This window comes from Cupriavidus basilensis, assembly GCF_029335485.1.
GTDB classification, from domain to species: domain Bacteria; phylum Pseudomonadota; class Gammaproteobacteria; order Burkholderiales; family Burkholderiaceae; genus Cupriavidus; species Cupriavidus basilensis_E.
Genome location: NZ_JARJLM010000318.1, coordinates 1 through 19,437 on the forward strand (window position 1 = coordinate 1; position 19,437 = coordinate 19,437).

General features: G+C 67.0%; 16 protein-coding genes. 8 read left to right on the forward strand and 8 right to left on the reverse strand.

Annotation, left to right across the window (positions count from 1 at the left end):
* Positions 1-199: 199 nt before the first annotated feature.
* From P3W85_RS18620 to P3W85_RS18630, 3 genes are all read right to left on the reverse strand, one after another.
* Entirely contained in the window at positions 200-1,252 is a 1,053-nt protein-coding gene (locus P3W85_RS18620; RefSeq protein WP_276265883.1) for a VirK/YbjX family protein, read from the reverse strand.
* A 360-nt stretch (positions 1,253-1,612) separates the two neighbouring features.
* Positions 1,613-2,842, reverse strand: a complete 1,230-nt coding sequence (locus P3W85_RS18625; RefSeq protein ID WP_276265884.1) for an MFS transporter — start codon at positions 2,840-2,842, stop codon at positions 1,613-1,615.
* 93 nt (positions 2,843-2,935) lie between these two features.
* Positions 2,936-4,429, reverse strand: a complete 1,494-nt coding sequence (locus P3W85_RS18630; RefSeq protein WP_276265885.1) for an SLC13 family permease — start codon at positions 4,427-4,429, stop codon at positions 2,936-2,938.
* A 142-nt stretch (positions 4,430-4,571) separates the two neighbouring features.
* Here P3W85_RS18630 and P3W85_RS18635 point away from each other — a divergent pair, with 142 nt between their 5' ends.
* From P3W85_RS18635 to P3W85_RS18655, 5 genes are all read left to right on the forward strand, one after another.
* Positions 4,572-5,357: an AraC family transcriptional regulator gene (locus P3W85_RS18635; RefSeq protein WP_276265886.1), complete on the forward strand. Its 786-nt coding sequence runs from the start codon at positions 4,572-4,574 to the stop codon at positions 5,355-5,357.
* Between the two features lie 73 nt (positions 5,358-5,430).
* Positions 5,431-6,501, forward strand: a complete 1,071-nt coding sequence (locus P3W85_RS18640; RefSeq protein ID WP_276265887.1) for an FUSC family protein — start codon at positions 5,431-5,433, stop codon at positions 6,499-6,501.
* Between the two features lie 80 nt (positions 6,502-6,581).
* Positions 6,582-7,097 (forward strand): MarR family winged helix-turn-helix transcriptional regulator, encoded by a 516-nt coding sequence (locus tag P3W85_RS18645; RefSeq protein WP_017230214.1) that lies wholly within the window; start codon positions 6,582-6,584, stop codon positions 7,095-7,097.
* On the forward strand, positions 7,094-7,867 hold the full coding sequence (locus P3W85_RS18650; RefSeq protein ID WP_276265888.1) for a DNA alkylation repair protein: 774 nt from the start codon (positions 7,094-7,096) through the stop codon (positions 7,865-7,867). Before P3W85_RS18645 ends, P3W85_RS18650 begins: the two co-directional genes overlap by 4 nt.
* 15 nt (positions 7,868-7,882) lie before the next feature.
* Positions 7,883-8,221 carry a DUF6616 family protein gene (locus P3W85_RS18655; RefSeq protein ID WP_276265889.1) on the forward strand — a complete coding sequence of 113 codons (339 nt, stop codon included), beginning with the start codon at positions 7,883-7,885 and terminating at the stop codon, positions 8,219-8,221.
* Positions 8,222-8,297: 76 nt separating this feature from the next.
* Here the strand turns inward: P3W85_RS18655 and P3W85_RS18660 are convergent, their stop codons facing one another.
* The 4 genes from P3W85_RS18660 to P3W85_RS18675 all read right to left on the reverse strand — a co-directional run bounded on the left by P3W85_RS18660 (position 8,298) and on the right by P3W85_RS18675 (position 15,300).
* Positions 8,298-9,278, reverse strand: a complete 981-nt coding sequence (locus tag P3W85_RS18660; RefSeq protein WP_276265896.1) for a bifunctional helix-turn-helix transcriptional regulator/GNAT family N-acetyltransferase — start codon at positions 9,276-9,278, stop codon at positions 8,298-8,300.
* A 311-nt stretch (positions 9,279-9,589) separates the two neighbouring features.
* Entirely contained in the window at positions 9,590-12,712 is a 3,123-nt protein-coding gene (locus P3W85_RS18665; protein WP_276265890.1) for an efflux RND transporter permease subunit, read from the reverse strand.
* A 13-nt stretch (positions 12,713-12,725) separates the two neighbouring features.
* On the reverse strand, positions 12,726-13,958 hold the full coding sequence (locus P3W85_RS18670) for an efflux RND transporter periplasmic adaptor subunit (RefSeq protein ID WP_276265891.1): 1,233 nt from the start codon (positions 13,956-13,958) through the stop codon (positions 12,726-12,728).
* A 40-nt stretch (positions 13,959-13,998) separates the two neighbouring features.
* Complete coding sequence (locus P3W85_RS18675) at positions 13,999-15,300, reverse strand: TolC family protein (RefSeq protein ID WP_430869568.1); 1,302 nt, start codon at positions 15,298-15,300, stop codon at positions 13,999-14,001.
* A 400-nt stretch (positions 15,301-15,700) separates the two neighbouring features.
* Here P3W85_RS18675 and P3W85_RS18680 point away from each other — a divergent pair, with 400 nt between their 5' ends.
* On the forward strand, positions 15,701-16,465 hold the full coding sequence (locus tag P3W85_RS18680) for a sulfite exporter TauE/SafE family protein (protein WP_276265893.1): 765 nt from the start codon (positions 15,701-15,703) through the stop codon (positions 16,463-16,465).
* A 1-nt stretch (position 16,466) separates the two neighbouring features.
* On the opposite strand, the gene P3W85_RS18685 is transcribed toward P3W85_RS18680, so the two are convergent.
* A complete protein-coding gene (locus P3W85_RS18685) occupies positions 16,467-16,952 on the reverse strand; it encodes a GFA family protein (RefSeq protein WP_017230331.1) in 486 nt (161 codons plus the stop codon).
* A 705-nt stretch (positions 16,953-17,657) separates the two neighbouring features.
* Here P3W85_RS18685 and P3W85_RS18690 point away from each other — a divergent pair.
* Both P3W85_RS18690 and P3W85_RS18695 read left to right on the forward strand, forming a co-directional pair.
* Positions 17,658-18,530 (forward strand): hypothetical protein, encoded by an 873-nt coding sequence (locus P3W85_RS18690; RefSeq protein WP_276265894.1) that lies wholly within the window; start codon positions 17,658-17,660, stop codon positions 18,528-18,530.
* 314 nt (positions 18,531-18,844) lie between these two features.
* A partial coding sequence (locus tag P3W85_RS18695) for an N-acetyltransferase (RefSeq protein ID WP_276265895.1) occupies positions 18,845-19,437 on the forward strand: 593 nt, incomplete at its 3' end.

The window sequence follows — 19,437 nt, forward strand, 5'->3', positions numbered from 1 at the left end:
CTAATACGTCAACGGCTTAACGTCAAAGTCAAACTCAGAACTGTCGGCTTCGCTGGCAGTGGCTCCTAGCCAGACCACCCCTCTCCCCGGCCTGCTGCCGACCAGGGGAGAGGAAGTGACAACCGTCGGGCTTTTCAAACGGCTTTGGCACATCCGGTCGGTTTCGGCCGATGCAGCAGGTTCGCGAACTGGCCGATGCTCAGGCCGCTAGCGGCTCCCTGCTGACGCGCGGCGCGATCCGGGCCAGCACGGGCGCCGGCGCCACGGCCCGGGCCCCGGCCGGCACGGCCAGCCAGTCATGCACCGCCGCGTGAATGGCGTCTACCTGCGCCAGCTTGCGCCGGTATGCCGCGCGCTTCTTGGAAGGCAGTTCCATCGCGTCCCGGCGCGGCTGGTTGACCGGCATCTCGACGTTGCCGCAAGCCAGGGGAACGCCGGCGCACTCCATCCAGAACCCGTCATAGTCACTGCGGATCTCGCGCGGCGTGTTGCGCTGACGGCCGACGTGGTTGCGTCTGGAAACACCAACGATGCGCCGCGCGCCGAGGATGGCGGCGAAACCAAGCAAGGCTTCCATGACCGCATCCTTGGGGCGCAGGCCATCGCATGCCTTGGTGGATTCCCGGATCAGGTCGCGGCTGTTCTCGCCCATGGGTCCCTGCAGACCGCCCACGAATATCTCGGGGCCGCCCTTGCCTTGCGCCAGATAGAAGCTGAGCTGGCTCAGGCAGACGCCGCTGGCCGTGTCCCGCCAGTAGAAAGCCAGTTCGCCCTCCCTGGGATTCGGCCCGGAATCGCCCAGGCGCAGCGTATAACGCCCCTCTCCCATGGCGCATTCGAGCCCGCCGTCCAGGTAGATCCGCTCGCCGAGCGCCGGCGGAACCAGCGCAACCAGGGTGCGGTAGTGGTCAAGCACGGTACGGACGCGTTCCCGGAAGCTCAGCCCCGATGCGCCGAGCGGACGATATGGGCGCTCCAGCAGCGCTGGCTTTGCCGTAACCACGCGCTGCATCAAGGCGCAGGAATCGACGGCCTGCAGCCAGTTGCGCACCGAGGCATAGCGAAACGCCGAGAGGCAGATCAGCTTGATGCGCCTCAACCACCATCTCTTGCCGCCCGGCGGGTGGCAGAACGACGACAACGCGGCGAGCGTCGCCAGGTAGCGAAAATAGAAAAGCGGCCCGATATCCTGGAAGAATCCCCTGCCGCTGATGCCCGACAACCATTGAAGGCTCGATACTGGTCCCTGCACGACTAAATGCTCCCCTGTTTCCATTGCAGCAAAGCCGGTACCCGGTCTTGTATTGCGCTGCGCCAAAATCCAAACCGCCACGCCCGCCAGGTGGGGCTGGCAAGCAATTCAACCTGACCGAAACATCGCGAGCGCGCCCTGCTGCCTGGCATCGCCCGCGCACAAATTGTATCCGCCTCGTAATATTTCGTAACGAATAGTAATACTTCCAGTTGATATTGAAAGCAGTCATTTGGATCGGAAGCGAAAAAAAAGCCGGCTGATGCCGGCTCATGCCCTCAAGGATGACCAGGAAATGACGAAGACGGTCTCCCCGGCGCGGCCTTTAGCCGCGCCCCTGGAGACCGGGCAATCCGTCATTCAATGCCGCGGCGCACCCGCCGGACCGCGCTCGGTGGCGAAGTAAAGGCCAGCCAGCACCGGCAGGCCAAGGCCGATCGCGCTGGTGAGGCGCCAGCCGCCCTGGGCAAAAGCCCACGCACCCACGGCCGAGGCAATGGCACCGCCCGTAAAGAAGACCGCCATGAAAAGACCGTTCAGCCTGCTGCGATATTGCGCACCGAGCGCAAAGATGGCGCGCTGCCCTACCACCAGGTTGGCCGCCACGCCAAAATCCAGCACGATGGCGGCGAGGGTCAGTGCCGCCAGTGCCAACGGCGTACCCGGCGTGCCCACCAGCCCCAACAGGAACGAACCAGCCGCCAGCAGCATGGCCAATGCGGTCATGCGCCGGCCGTGCCCGCGATCGGCCACCCGTCCGGCGATGGGCGCAGCCACCGCGCCGGCCACGCCGGCCAGCGCGAACAAGGCGATGCCTTTCTGGCTCAGGCCGAACCCGGGGCCCGCCAGCCACAAGGGCACCGTGGTCCAGAACAGGCTGAAAGCGCCAAACATGCAAGCCTGGTAGGCCGCGCGCCGCCGCAGCACCGGCTGCGCGCCCAGCAATTGCCACATCGACGCCAGCAAGGCGCGATAGCGGACGGCCGGCGATGGGCGGCGTTCCGGCAGCAAACGCGCCAGGACCGCGCTCAGCAAAGCCATGCCCGCCGCCGAGCCGGCGAAAATGGCATGCCAGCCCCACAGGTCGGTGACCAGGCTGGCCACCGGCCGCGCCAGCATGATGCCCAGCATCAGGCCGCTCATCACATTGCCCACCACGCGGCCTCGTGCGTGCTCCGGTGCCAGGTGCGCGGCAAAGGGCACCAGCACCTGGGCGGCCACTGAACTCAGGCCGATGCACGCCGCCGCCATCAGGAACACCCCGGCCTGCCCGGCCAGCGCCGCGGCCGCCAGCGCCAGCGCGCTCGCGGCCAGCAAGGTGCAGATCAGCCGGCGGTTCTCGATGACGTCGCCCAGCGGCACGATCAGCAGCAGGCCCAGGCCATAGCCGGCCTGGATCAGCGTGACGATCAGGCCGGCGGCCTGTGGCGACAGGCCCAGCGCATGACCGATCGGGCCGATCAGCGGCTGCGCGTAATACAGGTTGGCCACGATCAGGCCGCAGGCAGTGGCCAGCAGCAGTGTCATCCAGTTCGTGCCGCCCACGGGGGCCGTTTGCGCGCGGAGCGTGCATTCCGCTCTTGTTGTCATGATGGCATTCCGTACGATGGACCTCGGGTTAACCAGAGGCCGAAGGCCGAGATCATGCCTCAGATAGCGCAAGCTTGCCGGCGCGGCATCGATTCAGGGCAGATAGCCCAGCAGGCGCCACCAGAAGTAGTCCAGCGGCAGCAGCACGAGCAAGGTCAGCGCCGCCAGCGCCAGGCACAGCCGCGTGCCCTCGCGCAGCCCAACCCCGCCAAGTTGCATGGCGATGACGATGGGCGGCGACTGATATGGGAAAAACACCGTGGAAAACACCGGCACCTGCAGCATCAGCACGGCCTCCAGGGACAAGCCGGTGGCCTGCGACAGTTCCCGGGCCAGGGGCGTCAGCACGGCGGGCAGGCCGGGCAGCGTGGTCATCAGCCCGAGGCTGGCCCCGACCGCGCCCAGCGCGGCCACGTTGGCGGCGGTATGTCCCGGCGCGAGCGGCAGCCAGCGCAGCAGCGCCGCGCTGATGGCGGTCCCCAGGCCCGTCGATTCCACCACCGCGCCCAGGCCGAGGAAGCCCGCCACATAGAGCAGGGGCGTGAGATGCACCTGCTCGGCCAGCATGCGCGCGGAGACCAGCCCTACACCCGGCAGCAGGCAGACGATGCAGGCCGCCAGCGAGATCCATGCGGGCGAGATGCCGTGCAGGGTATCGGTGGCAAACCCGGCCACGGCAAGCGCCAGGATGATGGCCAGCGTCTTCTCCTGGCGGCCCGGCGCGGCCGTGTCCTGCCGGGGCAAGGCGGCGAGCGGCCCATGCTCGGGAAACATCCTGCACACCAGCCAGACCAGCACCACAGTCTTCAGCACGCCAAGGATGGGGAAATGCAGCATCAGGTAGCTGCCATAGCTGAGATTGATGCCGTACACCGAGTTCGCCGCGCCGAGCAGCACGCTATTCGGGATATTGGCCGGCAGGATGGCGGTGGGCGGCATATAGCTGGCCGCGGCCACCGTCAGCACCATGCCGATGCGGCCGTTGGAGCCGGGCGCGAAGCCAAGGCGATCGGCCAGGGCCAGCACGATCGGCATCAGCAGCATGACGCGCCCCGTGGTCGACGGCATCAGGAACGCCAGGCCGACCGCGCTGAGCGCCACGGTAGCGATCACCTGGCGGTAGCTGCCCGTCCGGCCGCGAAAGATGATCGCGGCCAGCCGCTGCGCCAGGCCGGTCTGGCGCAACGCCAGGCCGGTCACCGCGCCGCCGAACATCAGCCACCACGCGGCGGAGGCAAAGCCGGAGAACACCACCGATGGCGGCGCCACATGCAGCAGCACGGCGCACAGGAAAAACAGCAGGGTGGTGGCGGGTTCCGGCAGCACGCCAAGCGCCCAGCAGCAGACGGTGGACAACACCAGCGCCGCCGCCAGCACCAGCGCATCCGGCGCGCCGGTGGCCCGTCCCGCCAGCCACACCACCGCCACGCATAGTGCAACGACGGCACCGGCGCGCGCGCTATCCGACAGTTTGCCCGCAGCGGGCGCGGCCGGCTTTGGCACGGGAGGCACGGCGGCGCAAGCGGATACGGCGGACGCGATGGAAGCGGCGGGTGGGGACAGGCCGGGCTGGCTGGAATTGCGCATAGGGGGGCTCCGTTGATGCCTTGCGAAAAGCGCCATCGTAGGTCCGTGCGATCTGGCCGGGTTACACTTCTCGGGCAATTTCTTACGAATTCCAGCCACACCCTCACGTCACGCCGTCACGCCGCAAGCCGGAACCCGCCAGATGCCACGCACCACTTACCAGCCCGTGCCGCTGACGCAGCCCACTGCCGAACAACCGGTCATCGTGCACCTGCGCCTGCCGCCGCCCAACGCGATCATTCGCCGGCACCGGCATACGTGGGGACAGATATCCTTCCCGCTGCGCGGCAGCATGCGCGTGACCGCGGCGGGTACCACGTGGGTGGTGCCGACCATGCGGGCGGTTTGGATTCCGCCGGAGGTGGAGCACGAAGTGGTCACGCTGGGCGAGACAGCGCTCCACGCCTGCTATGTATTGCCGGCTGCGTCGCCCTTGCCGCTCACAACGTGCTCGGTACTGGAAGTGTCGGCGCTGATGCGCCATCTGATGGTGGCCCTGGCCGATTCCGTCCCGCTGTCCCCGCGCCACCGCCAGTTGAGCGCCGCCCTGCTGCTCGAGGAATTGCGGGCAGCGCCCACGCTCTGGCCGGGACTGGCCCTGCCCACCGACCGCCGCCTCAAGGCGCTGTGCGATGCGCTGATGGAAGAGCCCGGCTCGGCCTTGAGCCTGGCGCAATGGGCCGAGCGCACGGGCGCAAGCGAGCGTACCCTGGCGCGGCTGTTCCGCACCGAACTGCGCACCAGCTTCGCCGCCTGGCGCCAGCAACTGCGGCTGGCCCACGCAGTCGACCTGATAAACCGCGGCAGGCCGCTGGCGCATGTGGCGGCGGAAACCGGCTACGCCAACGCCGGCGCCTTCTCCACCATGTTCCGCCGCGCGCTGGGAAAAGCGCCGCGGGATTTCATGGCGCACAGGGCGGACGAGTGACGCGCCCGGGCAGTTGCCTCGCAGTTGCCTGGCAGCCTGCAACACCGGGACCACAAAATCACGGAGGCGGAGATTGAGCGAAAAAACACATCTGGCCAAGGCCTTGCACTGGTCCGCGGACACGCAGGTCCATCCCGGCGACATGCTGGCCGCGGCATTTGGCATGGCCGTACCGTTGCTGTTGGCGGGCGCAATGGGACATCTTTCCCTTGGCCTGGCCGCTGCGCTGGGCAGCCTTGCCATTGGCGCAGGCGCCAGGGGCGAGCCCGCCCATGACGCCGGCTCCCATGCCCTGGATCTCGCCGCCCAGCTTGCCCCGCTCGCCGCAGCGGCATCCGTCGCATCCATGGTGGCCGGCCATGGCGCCCTGACCGATGCCATCGTCATCCTGCTGGCCGGCACGGCGGCAATCATCAGCGGGTATAGCCGCCCGGTGGCCGTCGCCACCACGCGCTTCGTGCTGTTGCTGATCATGGCCGCCGGCGTGGCCGGCAACGCACCGCACCGGGCCGGCTTCCTGCTGTTGACGCTAGCCGGCGCGCTGTGGACATGCCTGCTGCTGATGCTCGCCGGGCCCTGGGCGCGGGCGCGGCGGCAACCTGGCGCGCCCATGGAGCAGGCGGCGCCCGTGCCGGCGGCCACTGCGGCGCAGCGCTTCAGGCGATGGAAGCGCACACTGGCAACGCTGTCCGGATGGCAGTACACGGCAAGGCTGGTGTTCGCCCTTGGTGGCGCCAGCCTCTTGCGCTGGCTGTTCCCCGGCCACCACTTCGAATGGACCGCGCTGACGGTGGCGATCCTGATCCAGCGTCAGCCCGAGGTCTTCTCGATCAAGACTACGCAGCGCGTGGCGGGCACCGTGCTGGGCGTGCTCGGCGCGGCCTTGTTGCTGGGCTATCGGCTGCCGCTCTGGGTCGTGGCGATCAATGCGGGATGGCTCGCGGGCTTGCGGCCCTTGCTGCGCGCGAGGAACTACCTCGCCTACTCGGTAGTGATGACCCCGCTGATGGTCCTGATCATGGAGGCGAGCCGGCCGGCCGACGGCGCGATGCTGGAGGACCGCGTCGCGGCGACCGTGATTGGCGCATGCCTGGTGCTGCTGGCCGACCGGATGCCGGGATGGCTTGTGCAACCTTCCGCTTGATCCATGACGCGCTAGCGCCGGCAACATCCGCCCACTTTCATCTTGCCAATTGATTAGCCGCCATATAATATGGCGGCACCATGAATGCTCTCGAACAGAAGTACCTCGCCCTGCTGAATGAAGCCGAACGACGCAAACTGCCCGATCTGGACAGCATCCGGCTGTGCTTCCAGGCGCTGTCGCTGGCGTCGGCGATCGACCGCGACTGCGCCGCGCTGCTGGCGCCGCACGGGCTGTCCGAAGGACGTTTCGTACTGCTGTTCCTGCTGGACGCGGCCCAGGACGGGCTGGCGCCCAATACGCTCGCCCAGCAGGCTGGCGTGACGCGCGCCACCGTCACCGGCCTGCTCGACGGACTGGAGCGCGAGGCGCTGATCGAACGGCATGCCGATGCCACCGACCGGCGCGCCCTGACCATCCGGCTGACACGCAAGGGCAAGCAAGTCGCCAGCAAGGTGTTCGACGAACACGGCCGCTGGATCGCCAGCCTGTTCGGTGACTTGTCCGTGCAGGAACGCAGCATGCTCGGCGCCCTGCTGCGCAAGGTCTCGGCGGGCATGGCCAAGCGCGGCGGCGGGCTGGGAGATCCGGCATGACCTTGCCCGCAACCCGCAAGGGCGCCAGCCGCGTCAAGGCTGTTCCGCCCGACGTACTGGACGCGCTGGAGCGTGGCGAACTGCAGAGCGCCACGCTGGCGGAATGCCTGGCGCTGGACCAGGCCAGGCTGCTGCGCGCCGTGTTTCCCGACCTCACGCCAGAGGCTGCCGGTCAAGTCGAAGCCGCCGGCCAGTCAGGCATCCTCAAGCGCATGGCCGGCATCGGCGCCGTCCTGCTCGCGCAGCTCGGCCCCGCAGGCATCGCACGTTGCCAGGGGCATCCGTCGGATACCGTACGCGGCTGGGCCTGCTTCATGGCCGGCAGGCAACCGGGCCTGGGCCTGGCACAGCGGCTCGCGGCCATCCGGCCGCTGGCCGACGACCCGCATTTCGGCGTGCGCGAGTGGGCCTGGATGGCTGTCCGCCCGTACCTCGCGGAAGATCTCGACAGCAGCATCGCGCTGCTTGCCGGCTGGACCGCGTCGCCCGCCGAGCGCCTGCGCCGCTTTGCCAGCGAGGCGCTGCGCCCGCGCGGCGTCTGGTGCGCGCACATCACGGCGCTGAAGCAGAATCCGCAGCAGGCCCTGCCGGTGCTGGAACCGCTGAAGGCCGACAGCTCGGCCTATGTGCAGGATTCGGTGGCCAACTGGCTCAACGATGCAGCCAAGGACAATCCCGACTGGGTTCGCGCACTGTGCCGGCGCTGGCAGCGGGACGAACCGGCCGCCGCAACCCGCCGCATTTGCAACCGCGCGCAGCGCAACCTGTGATGAAAGGAACCCCCTATGCCCCACTACCTGATCGAACTCTACACACCCAAGCCGGCCTGGCTGGCCTTGCCGGCGCAACAGCGACAGCAGTTCCTGGAAGGCATCAGGAGCGGCATGGGCGGCCTGTCCAGCCTCGGGGTTGAAGTCCTGGCGCTGGGCGAGACCGAACCGGATATCGACCACGCCAGCGCGCATCGCTTCCTGGGCATCTGGCGCTGCCCCGGCGCGCAGGCACGCGACGCCTTGCTGGCGGGCATCGGGGCCAGCGGCTGGTACGGCTATTTCGATCATGTGAACGCGGCTAGCGCGGGCGGTGATTTCGCCGGCCACCTTGCTGCGCTCGCAAGCGCCTGATTCGGCCACGGGCAAACGCGCGGAGGCCGCATCCTATCCGAGGCGGACATAGACCGCCTCAACACCCAGAAACCTGTCACCGCACCTCGTTGGATTGGCGGCTGAACCGTTGCTCGATAACAGCCGTTCCCCACTGCGATCCCTCTGCTTCGTCCGTCAACTGGAAGCCCGACGCCTCGTACAGGTGGCGCGCTGCGTCGAGGCCTTTGAAGGTCCAGAGATAGGTCTCGCCGAACCGCTCATCGACAAAATCCATTGCATGGCTGAGTAACCGGCTTCCAACGCCCGATCCGCGCAACGATTCATCCACGATGAACCAGCGCAGATGCGCGACCCCGGTATTCTCATTCCCGTCGATCGCGAGCGAGGCCAGGGACCTGCCGTTTTCCATATACAGCCACAGCGCCTTGCCGGACGATGGCAAAGCCTGGGCAAATTCGGCGAATTCCGTGGCGACCTTCCTTTCGAAGAAGACACCGAAACCGGCTGTCCGCGAGTAGAAACGCGCATGCATGCTTGCAACATCGCCAATGCAACCAGGCTGATAGCCTTCCTGAATCTGTTCGTCCCACCCATCCGCAAGCCGAGGCATCTTGCTGGCGTTGTCCTGCGCCAGTGCGCCCGCATACAGCGAAAGAGATCGAGCCAGCGTTTGCTGGTCGGCAGGAACCAGCCGTCGAAGTGCGCTGGATACCTGGTCTGTCGCAAATCGATCAATCTTTTTGCGGAGTTTCTGACCAGCGTCAGTCAAATAGAGTTGATACGATCGTCCATCGTCGCTCGCCGCCTGACGGGTCAGTAGCCCGATCGATTCCAGCTTGGCAATTTGCCGACTCATGTTGGACTTATCCAGCCGCAACAGGCCGGCCAGGTCTCGAGCCTGGATCCCCGGCGCGAGTCCGATTTCGATGATCGCGTGAACAGCCGAGGGCGCAAGGTCGCTATCGGCCAGAGTTGTCCGCATGAAGCCAAGCTCACGGACCAGCTTCCGGGAGAACTCGCGTAACTCGCGGATCACGTCGTCACGGGATTTGGATGGAAGATCGACTATGTCCATAACGGGCTCGCCAAAGTTGCGGTTCGCAACCAATATACTTGCGATACGCAACTTCTTCAAGAGGAGTTTTCGATAGGTACCCGTTGAACCCAAGGCCGGCCTTCCCGGGACGCGAACTGCTCCTCCTGGCCGACAAGCGGCCAGCATGCGGCGGCATCTGAAGCGCCCGCCCTCTCCCCCCGCCCCTCACCCGCCGCGCGGGAGCGGGGAGCAAACCGGTGGCACAAAACGAAGCTGCCAGATGCACCAAGACCGTTTGCAATGACGAAGGCTGCATCTCCTCTCCCACCAGTGGGAGAGGAGAACAACCATCAGGCTGGCAGCGAATCCGACAAGCGGTTCTGCTCGCCATTGCCGTTTTCTTCATCCGGCCAGTTGCGCCCCACCATCCACTCGTACAGCGTGGGCAGCACGATCAGCGTCAGCATGGTGGCGGTGATCAGGCCACCGATGATGACGATGGCGAGCGGGCGCTGGGTTTCCGAGCCGATGGCGCGCGAAATCGCCATCGGGAACAAGCCCAGCATGGCCAGCAGCGCGGTCATCAGCACCGTGCGCAGGCGGTCCATCGAACCGGTCAGCACGGCCTGGCGCACCGGCATGCCTTCGTCGCGCAACTGGTTGAAGTAGGTCACCATCACCACGCCGTTGAGCACGGCCTGGCCAAACAGCGCGATAAAGCCGATCGCCGCCGACACCGACAGCGGAATGCCGGTGAGGAACAGCGCGAACACGCCGCCGATCAGCGCGAACGGGATGTTCGAGATGATCAGGGTGGCGCTCTTGAACGACTTGAAGGCGTTGAACAGCAGCAGGAAGATCACCAGCACCGACAGCGGCACCACGATCGACAGGCGCGCCATGGCGCGCTCCTGGTTCTCGAACTCGCCGGACCAGCTGATCTTGACGTCGTCGGCCTTGACGTTCCTGGCCACCAGCGCCTGCATGTCCTTCACCACGCTGCCCATGTCGCGGTCGTGGATGAAGATGCCGATCGAGGTGGTGCGCTGGCCGTTCTCGCGGCTGATGTTCATCGCGCCGGAAGCCGCGCGGAAGTGCACCAGCTGCGACAGCGGCACCTGCGCGCCATCGGCCGTCTGCATGAAGATGTTCGGCAGGTTGGGCAGCTCGCGCTCGCTCGGCTTGAGCCGCACCGCCACGCTGAAGTGCTTCTCGCCCTCCCACAGCTCGGTGGCGGCCTTGCCGGCCAGCGCCGTTTCCATCAGGTCCTGCACGTCCGCCACGTTGATGCCATAGCGGGCGGCCTGGGCACGGTCGAACTCCAGCACGTACTGCGGCAGCTCGCCGTCGCGGTCGATAAAGGCGCGCATCACACCCTGGACCGATTGCACGTTGGCGAGAATCTGGTCGGCCACCTGCTTGTTCTGCTGCAGGCTGTCGCTCTGCACCTTGATCACGATCTGGCCCTTGATCTGCGAGATGCTCTCGAGGATGTTGTCGCGCACCGGCTGCGAGAAGTTAGGCTCGATGCCGGGCAGCTGGCGCAGGTTGCGGTTGATCTCGTTGATGATCTTGCGCTTGTCGTAACCCGCGCGCCATTGCTTATCATGCTTGAGATCGACCAGGATCTCGACGGTGTTGATCAGCTTGGGATCGGTGCCGTCGTCGGGACGGCCCACCTTGGAGATGGTGGTGTTGACCTCGGGCGTCTGGCGAATCACGCCACGCAGGCGGCGGGCCTGGTCGCGCGCTTCGTCGATCGATACCGACGCCGGCAGGTCGAAGCTGACCCACATCGAACCCTCGTCCAGCTCGGGCAGGAATTCGCTGCCGAGGAACTTGCCCACGCCGACCGTCGCCACCAGCAAACCCACGGCAATGCCTACCACCGTGCGCTTGTGGTCCAGCGCCCAGGCCAGCATCGGCTCGTAGATGCGCTTGCTGTGGCGCACCATGAAGTTGTCCTCGTGCGCGATGTTCTTGGTGAGCAGCAGGTGGCACAGCAGCGGCACCAGCGTCAGCGAGATGATCAGCGAGCCGATCAGCGCGCCGGTCACGGTATAGGCCATGGGGGCGAAAATCTTGCCCTCGTGGCGCTGCAGCGTAAAGATCGGGATGTGCGCGGCAATGATGATGATCATCGAGAACACCGTCGGGCGGCCCACCTCGGTGGTAGCCTGCAGGATGGCGTGCATGCGCGCGCGGCTGTCCTTGATCTGGGCTTCCTTCAGTTCGCCCAGCCGCTTGAAGATGTTCTCCACCACGATCACCGCGCCGTCCACGATGATGCCGAAGTCCATCGCGCCGAGCGACAGCAGGTTGGCCGGAATGCCCACCCAGGTCAGGCCGATGAAGGTGGACAGCAGCGCCAGCGGGATCACCAGCGCCACGATGGCCGCGGCGCGCACATTGGCCAGGAACAGGTACAGCACCGCCATCACCAGCAGCGCGCCTTCGACCAGGTTGCCGAACACGGTGTGCAGGGTCTTGTCGATCAGCGTGGAGCGGTCGTAGTAAGGCACGATCTTCACGCCCTTGGGCAGGATCGTGCTGTCCAGCAGGTCGATCCTCTTCTTGAGCGCTTCCAGCACCAGCGAGGGGTTCTCGCCCTTGCGCATGACCACGATGCCCGAGACGATGTCGTCCTCGTCGTCCTGGCCCATCAGGCCCTGGGGCGGCGCGGAGCCGATACGCACCTCGGCGATGTCCTTGACCAGGATCGGCGTGCCGTTCACTTCCGATACCACCACGTTGGCGATGTCGGCCGACGTGTAGAAGCTGCCCAGCGAGCGCAGCAGGTACTGCTGGCGGCCGTGCGCGACAGCGCCGCCGCCGGCGTTGGAGTTGGCGCGCTGCAGGGCGGTGAAGAGCTGCGACAGCGAGATCCTGGCGTCGCGCATCTTCGCCAGGTTGGGGTTCACCTCGTACTGCTTGATGGTGCCGCCGATGGTGACCAGGTCCGCCACGCCCGGGACCTGGCGCAGGTTCTTCTCGACCACCCAGTCCTGCAGCGTGCGCAGTTCCTGCGCGGTGTAGCCCTTGCCGGTCAGGCGAAAGCGGAAGATTTCGCCGATGGCGGTGGACAGCGGCGCCAGCTCCGGCTGCACGCCGTCGGGCAGGTCGACCCCGCGCAGGCGCTCTATCACCTGCTGGCGGGCCACCACGTCGGTGGCCTTGTCGTTGAAGGTGACCATCAGGAAGGACAGGCCGAACTGGGTGTGCGAGAACACCCGCACGGAATTCGGCGTGCCGGCCAGCGCGGTCTCGATCGGGATCGTGACCTGGCGCTCGACTTCCTCGGCCGCGCGGCCCGGGTACAGCGTGATGACGTTGACCTGGATGTCGGAGACATCCGGGAAGGCTTCGATCGGCAGGTTCTTGAAGGCCGCCAGGCCTCCGCCGATGAAGATGGCGAGGCCGAGCCAGACGAACAGCTTCTGGTGCAGGGCGAAATGGACGATACGCGAAATCATGGGGCGGTCTTCCTCACTGCTTCGCGCTGGCGCTGCTGGCTTCGCTGGCGCGGGCCGCATTGACCGCGGTGGCGTCGCGCAGGATGTCCTGCAGGTACAGGTTGCCCTCGGTCACCACCACATCGCCGTCCTTGAGGCCTTCGACCGCCTCGCTGATACCCGGCAGCGACACGCCCAGCCTGACCGTGCGGCGCTCGAACCGGTTCTGCGCCGTGCGCACGAACACGTAGCTGCGGTTGTCGGCCAGGAACACGGCCTTGGACGGCACGCTGATGCCCTGGAAGGAAGCAGCCTGCAGCCTGGCGGTAACGAACATCTCCGCCTTCAGGCGCCGGTCCTGGTTAGGCACCGACAGGCGCACCTTGACGCTGCGCGCGGCGGGGTCGACGTAGTCGGCAACCTTGACGACCTTGCCGGAAAAGGTCTCGCCGGGATAGGCGGCGGAAACCAGTTGCACGGTCACTCCTGGCTTGAACAGCGCCAGGTCCGCCTCGGCGGCATCGACCTGCGCCCACAGATCGGTGGGATCGGTCACCAGGAACAGCGGTGCGGCGGGCGGCTGGTCGGGACGCAGTTCCATGCCGATATTGATATTGCGCTCCACCACCAGGCCATCGATTGGCGTGCGCAAGGCAAAGCGGTTGACCGCGCCCTCGCCCTGCGCGGCGGCGCCGTACTGGCGCAATGCGGCCTGGGTGCGCTGCAGGTCGGCGCTGGCGCGGGCGGCATCGGCCTGGCTCTGCTCCAGTTCCTTCTGCGCCACGATGCCGGCGCCGTACAGTTCGCGCTGGCGCGCCAGCGCCTTGCTGGCAAAGGCGGCATCGGCGGCAGCCTTGCGCGCATCGGCCTGGGCCACGCCGAAATCGGTGGAGGTCAGCGTGGCGAGCGATTGCCCGGCCTTCACATTGGTCCCCGGCGGCACCAGCACCTCGGTCACACGGCCGGCAAACGGCGTCGACACGCGCACGGTCCGGTCTTCATTCCAGACCAGGCGGCCCGGCAGGCTCAGCATGCGCTCGCCGCCGCTCTTGACGGCCTGGCCCGAAATGCCAGGCAGCGTCCTGACCGAGGCCGGGAATTCAACGATGTTGCCGCTGACCTTGGGCTCGTCGCTGGGGGGCGGGGCTTCCTTCTTGCCGCACGCGGCCAGCGCCAGCACCACCAGCGAGAACGCGGCCAGCCGCGCGGAAACGCCGTGGCGGGCCGCAGCACGTACGGGGGACCGCGGGGCGGGCGTAGCAGTCATCGGGGCGGGCATCGAAGCGGACATCTGGGCGGACACGGGATTAGGGACGCGGCACATCGGTACGGACCTGGGAATTGGGTGAAGACTGCAGGGCGGCGCGATAGGCCGACAAGGATTTGGCGAATTCGCCCTGGGCGGTGACTGCGTCCAGGCGAGTCTGGCGCAGCGCGCGGCGCGAATCGAGCAGGTCCAGCACGCCGCTGGCGCCCTTCGCGTAAGCGAACTCGGCGCTGCCGGCCACGCTCTCGGCGGTCGGTACCACGCCCTCGACCATCTGCCTGAGCGACAGGCGCGCGGCTTCGAGCTGGTTGCGCGAGCGCTCCAGCGCGTTCTGCGCCTCGAGCAGCACGCGGTTGCGGTCGTCCAGCGCGGCGTAATAGTCCACCTCGGCGCGGCGGGCCTCGCCGCCGAAGCTGTGGCGTATATATAGCGGGATGGACACGAATACGCCGAAGCTGTTGCCGCTGCCGGTCTGGTTGGCGGCCGAAACCGGATAGTGCTCGGCCTGCGCGCCTACGGTGACGTCGGGCACGCGGCCGGCACGGGCCAGGTCGCGCGCGCTGGCCGCAGCGGCCAGGCGGGCCTCGGCCGCGGTCACGTCAGGGCGGCGCTGCACGGTCTCGGCATCGGGCTCGGGCACCGGCACGTCCAGGGCGGGCCAGTCCGCCACCAGGCGATTGTCCGCCAGGGTGCCCGGCACGCCGATGGCCTGGGCCAGTGCGGCCTTGTCGCTGGCATGGCCGGCCATGGCGCTGCGCAGGTCAGCCTGCGCGCGCAGCACGTCGAGTTGCAGCTTGGTCACGTCGGCGCGGGCAACGTCGCCGGACTTCAGACGCGTCTCGCTGGCCTGCTGGGTGCGGCCGTAGAGGGCCAGGGTCTCGTTCAGTACGGCGACCCGCTCCTGGCTGACCAGCGCATCGTAGTAGGCCTGCTCGACGGCGCTGGATTGCTGGGTAATCACGGCCTGCAGCACTTCGCCCGCGGCACGGCTATTGGCGCGCGCGGCGTCCACGCGCAGGCCGCCCTTGTTGGCGGTCTCGATGGTCTGGTCCACGCGCACGGTCGAATCCACCGTCTTGCTGCGCGGGCCACCCGAGTTGAAGCCAGCGTGCGGGTTGATATTGGCCACGCCCAGGCTGAGCACCGGGTTGGGCCGCTGCGAAGCAATCTGGATGTCGGCCTGGCTAGCCTCCTCGTTACGGCGCGCCGCGATGATGTCGCGGTTGCAGCGCAGCGCGTCCATACGCACCTGGGCAAGGGTCAGCGTCGCCTTGGATGGTGGTGCCACACAAGGACCATCCAATGGCAATGGTGCGCTATGCGGCACATTTGAGCCAGCCACGGCAGTGCCTGCAACGGCACTGAGAAGGCTGAACAGCAAGAAACGAGGAAAGGAAAAAGGCACGATCAATCTGGCTCGGTTCGACTTAGGTGTGCGGTAAACGACCTCGCCGGCGAATTGGTGCACCACGACGCGAATGTTCACATATCTCCGTTGAACCAGTCGTGTTCGTGCCGATATCCTGCACATCGCGAGATTTCAATCCCGCATTCAAACCGAACTGCATTACAAACTCCTTTCATCCGGGAAATAAAATCCGGCATCGTCCCCTGAACAAAACAATTTCGAGGGAAAACCCTGACGAAAGCGACATATATGACACAATGACCGGCCCGCCGCCGACTGCGGGGGCACCACCGCCAGCCAGCGCCGGCCGCGCGCTTTGTTCAAGCCCCGCCCCATGCCCGATCATTACCTGTTGTCGTCCATCCTTATTTTTGGCCTGGGTGGCCTGCTGGGCGCCGTTGGCGGGCTGTTCGGCATTGGCGGCGGCCTGATCGCCATTCCCGCGCTGGGGCTGCTCTATGGCATGGACCAGCAACTGGCGCAGGGCACCGCGCTGGTGATGATCGCCCCCAATGTGCTGATCGGCTTCTGGCAATACCGCCGCCGCGCCGACGTTGCACTGGGCACGGCTGCCATCCTAGGGCTCTCGGCGGTGCTGGCCACCTATGTCTCGGCCCGTCTCGCCACCGCCATGGATGCCGTGCTGCTGCGCCGCGTCTTTGCCTGCTTCATGATCGGCATGGCGTTGTATTTCCTATGGCGCCTGCTGCCCGGGCGCGCCGCCACGACGCAGCAGGCCCGCCTGTCGCCACGCTGGATTCCCGCGCTGGGCGCGGTGGGCGGTGCGTTCTCGGGCTTCTTCAGCGTGGGGGGCGGGGTGGTGGCGGCGCCCGCGCTGGTCGGGCTATTCGGGTTCCGGCAGGCGGCAGCGCAGGGACTGGCGCTGGCACTGGTCACGCCCGGCGCGGTGGTAGCGCTGGCGACCTATGCCCATGCCGGCCATGTCGACTGGGCCAGCGGCGTTCCACTGTCCCTGGGGGGCATGCTGACCATTTCATGGGGCGTGGCGCTGGCCCATCGCATGCCCGAGCGGCGGCTGCGCGCACTGTTTGCCGTGTGCCTGATCGCCACCGCCGCGATCATGCTGGCACGCGGCTGAGCTAGCCTGACAAGGCTTTGCGCCGGTGCCACTCCGCCAGCGACTCCGACGGCCAGGTACCGCAATGCACGTGGCCCCGGCCCTTGGGCACGTCGACCCAGGGCGCGGCGAAATCCAGCGCGGCTTCCACCACCTCGGGCGGTTTGGGCAGAGGCGTGTCGATAGCCGACGCGTGCGGGTGCACCAGTTCCGGCCAGCGCGGATCCCATAGCCAGAGCGCACTGCCGCACTTCACGCAGAAATGCCGCTGGGCCTTGGAACGCTTCTGGCGCTGTCCCGGTTCGCGCATCACGGCGCGATAGATGCCGAGATGCTTCTTGCCGCGAACCCGCAGCGTGGCCGCGTCGCCACCGAGGTTGATGGCATAGCCGCCCCCGCCCGCGGTCTTGCGGCAGATCGAGCAGTAGCAGTGCATGAACGGGTAAGGCGAGTCCGACTCCAGGCTGAAGCTGACCGCGCCGCAATGGCATGAGCCTTCGAGATGCATGGGATCTCCCGTGATGACAGGGCGCCTTCATTCCAGACAGCAGGCGGCAGGCGTTTTTTCGCCTTGCGCCGCCGGCGCAGCCTGACGGTTCCTGCTCGCATTATCGGCGAGAATAACCAGAAAAAAGGCTAATGCGCGCGCATCTGCGAGCGCAGGGGCGGGCTCCGGGTGGACAAGCCTCGCCCAATATGGCATAACAGTGCGTACCGCCAGCGAACTCGCTGGCATCGCCTGGCAGGATTTGCCACCCTTCATTCGAGACCACATGCACTTCGTCCCGCACTACAACGCTAACCGCCGGCATGCCATGCATGCCGCGGCACCGCGTGCGTGCGTGGCACGGGGCGGCATGCGCTCGCGCTGCGCCACACCGGCCGCGGCCTACCTCCATGGTTTCGCCGCCGTGCTTCTCTTGGCCGTGCGGGGAAACCAGGACGCATCCACCCGCTCCTGATTTTCCCCGCACGGCACTTTGCCTGTGGGCGCCCTGGCGCCCCTTGTCCAACGTGCAACCTGGGAGAACAGCCATGTCTTCGATTTACCACAAGACCCTCTGTGCGATCGGCACCGTCGCCGTCGTTTACCTCTTCCTCAATCTCTGATTGAGCACGGGGCAGCAGCGCTGCTGCTGCCCCGTCATGGCTTTGCACCCTTTTCCTTTGCCGCGGCGCGTTCGCGGTATTCACTTCGCACGCCTTCATCGCCATGGAGCTCACGAAAAATTTTGTCAAAGCCAAGCGCCCCTGCGCCGATGGCTACCGCTGGTTCGTCCGTAACCGGGAGGACGGCAGCGACTATCAGCACTTGCTCGACGCGCTGGTCGAAGCCGGCCGCGTCGACGATGCCTGCTGGCTGCTGAACCAGTTTGGCCCCACCGATGCCGTGCTGGCCCTCGATGCCATCGGCGCCGAAGCCGTGGTCTTTGCCGGCTCGCTGGAAGTGCGCGGCGGCATCGACGTCGACTCCACGGTCAGGGCCGGCCGCACCATCCGGGCCGGCGGCGGCATCCGGGCGGGCCGGGCCATCGTCGCCGGCGAGGGCATCGAGGCAGGCGGCGGCATCCATAGCGGCGGCACGCTCGAGGCCGCGGGCGATATCAAGGCCGGCTGGGGCATCGAAGCAGAAGACGCCATCGCCGGCGGCGGCAACCTGCGCGCCGGCTGGGACGTGCTGTGCGGCGGCAGGATTTCGCTGGCAGGCAGCGCGCTGGTCGGGCAGGACCTGATCGCACAGGGCGCCATCCATTGCGGCAAGAGCATCCGCGCCGGCGGCACCATCGACGCGCGCCACACCATCCGCGCCGGCCACGGCATCGAGTCCGGTGCGTGCATCCGTTGCGGCATGCACCTGGAAGCCGGGTGGGGCATCAAGGCGCGCCAGGCCATCGCCGCCGATTGCGCCATCAAGGCGGGCGAGGGCCTGGAGACGCAGGAAGACATCCGCGCGGGCACCGGCTACGGCGTCTATGCCGGGCTGGATGTCAGGGTCGATGCCTGGCCGGCGAGCGCGAGGGTGCTGGCCGCGGCCAGGCCCGAAGGCCTCGTCAGCGGCTGGTGGGAGGACCCGGCCGTGTCCTGACGTCGCGGGCGCGGCAGTCCGTGCCCGCGGCGATCCCGTGCGGATCGCGAGTAGCGCTGCGCTCCCTGCGCGGTCTCTTCCCCTCTCCGGAGATAAAACGATGTTCTACAAGGTCCTGCTGGTGCTGGTGTTTTTCATGGTCGTGATCTTCGCCCTGGCGCGGGGCTTCCAGCATATGCCGGCGTAATGGCGCCTCGCTGGCCTCCGGGCCCTGGCGATAAATCGGCCCGTGCCGGGAGCGAACGGCTGCGCGGACGGCCTCACAGCCGTGCGCGCCGCCACCACTGCAAGCATCCGACTGAAAGGAGATTGCCATGTCCGCCATGGCCCCAGGCATGTTCATGCCGTGGCTCGCGCGCGCGCTGGAGCTGCGCATCGATGTCAGCCACCGTCCCGCCGATCTCGACCAGGAGTTCGGATCGATCTACGGCCGCCTGAACCGGCCGGGCGACCGCCTTCACGGCATCCCCGCCATCGGCACGGATTCGCCGGAACTGGTGATCCGCTACCGCGAGGCCGACGGCGAGTACTACGTCTACGTGGAAGACGTGGCACGCAAGCGCCTGGCTGGCTACACGGTTTTCAACCGTCTGATCGAAGTCGGCCGCCGCGCCGACCGCTACCTGCGCGCCCCGCACTCCAAGTACGAGACCGCGTACCAGCGGCGCGGCCTGGCCACCGCGATCTACCGCTGGGGGCTCGACGCCGGGCTCTGCCTGATGACCGGCGCGCGGCAGTCGGCCGGCGCCAATGCGCTGTGGCACTCGCTCTCGCGGCACTACGAGCTTGGCTATGTGGATCTGCGCTACAAGACCTTGAGCTATCTGGGGCGTGAGGTCAGCCGCGAAGTGCATGACGATCTGCATACGCGGATGATATTGCTGGGCAAGGGGTGGAGCGTGGGGAG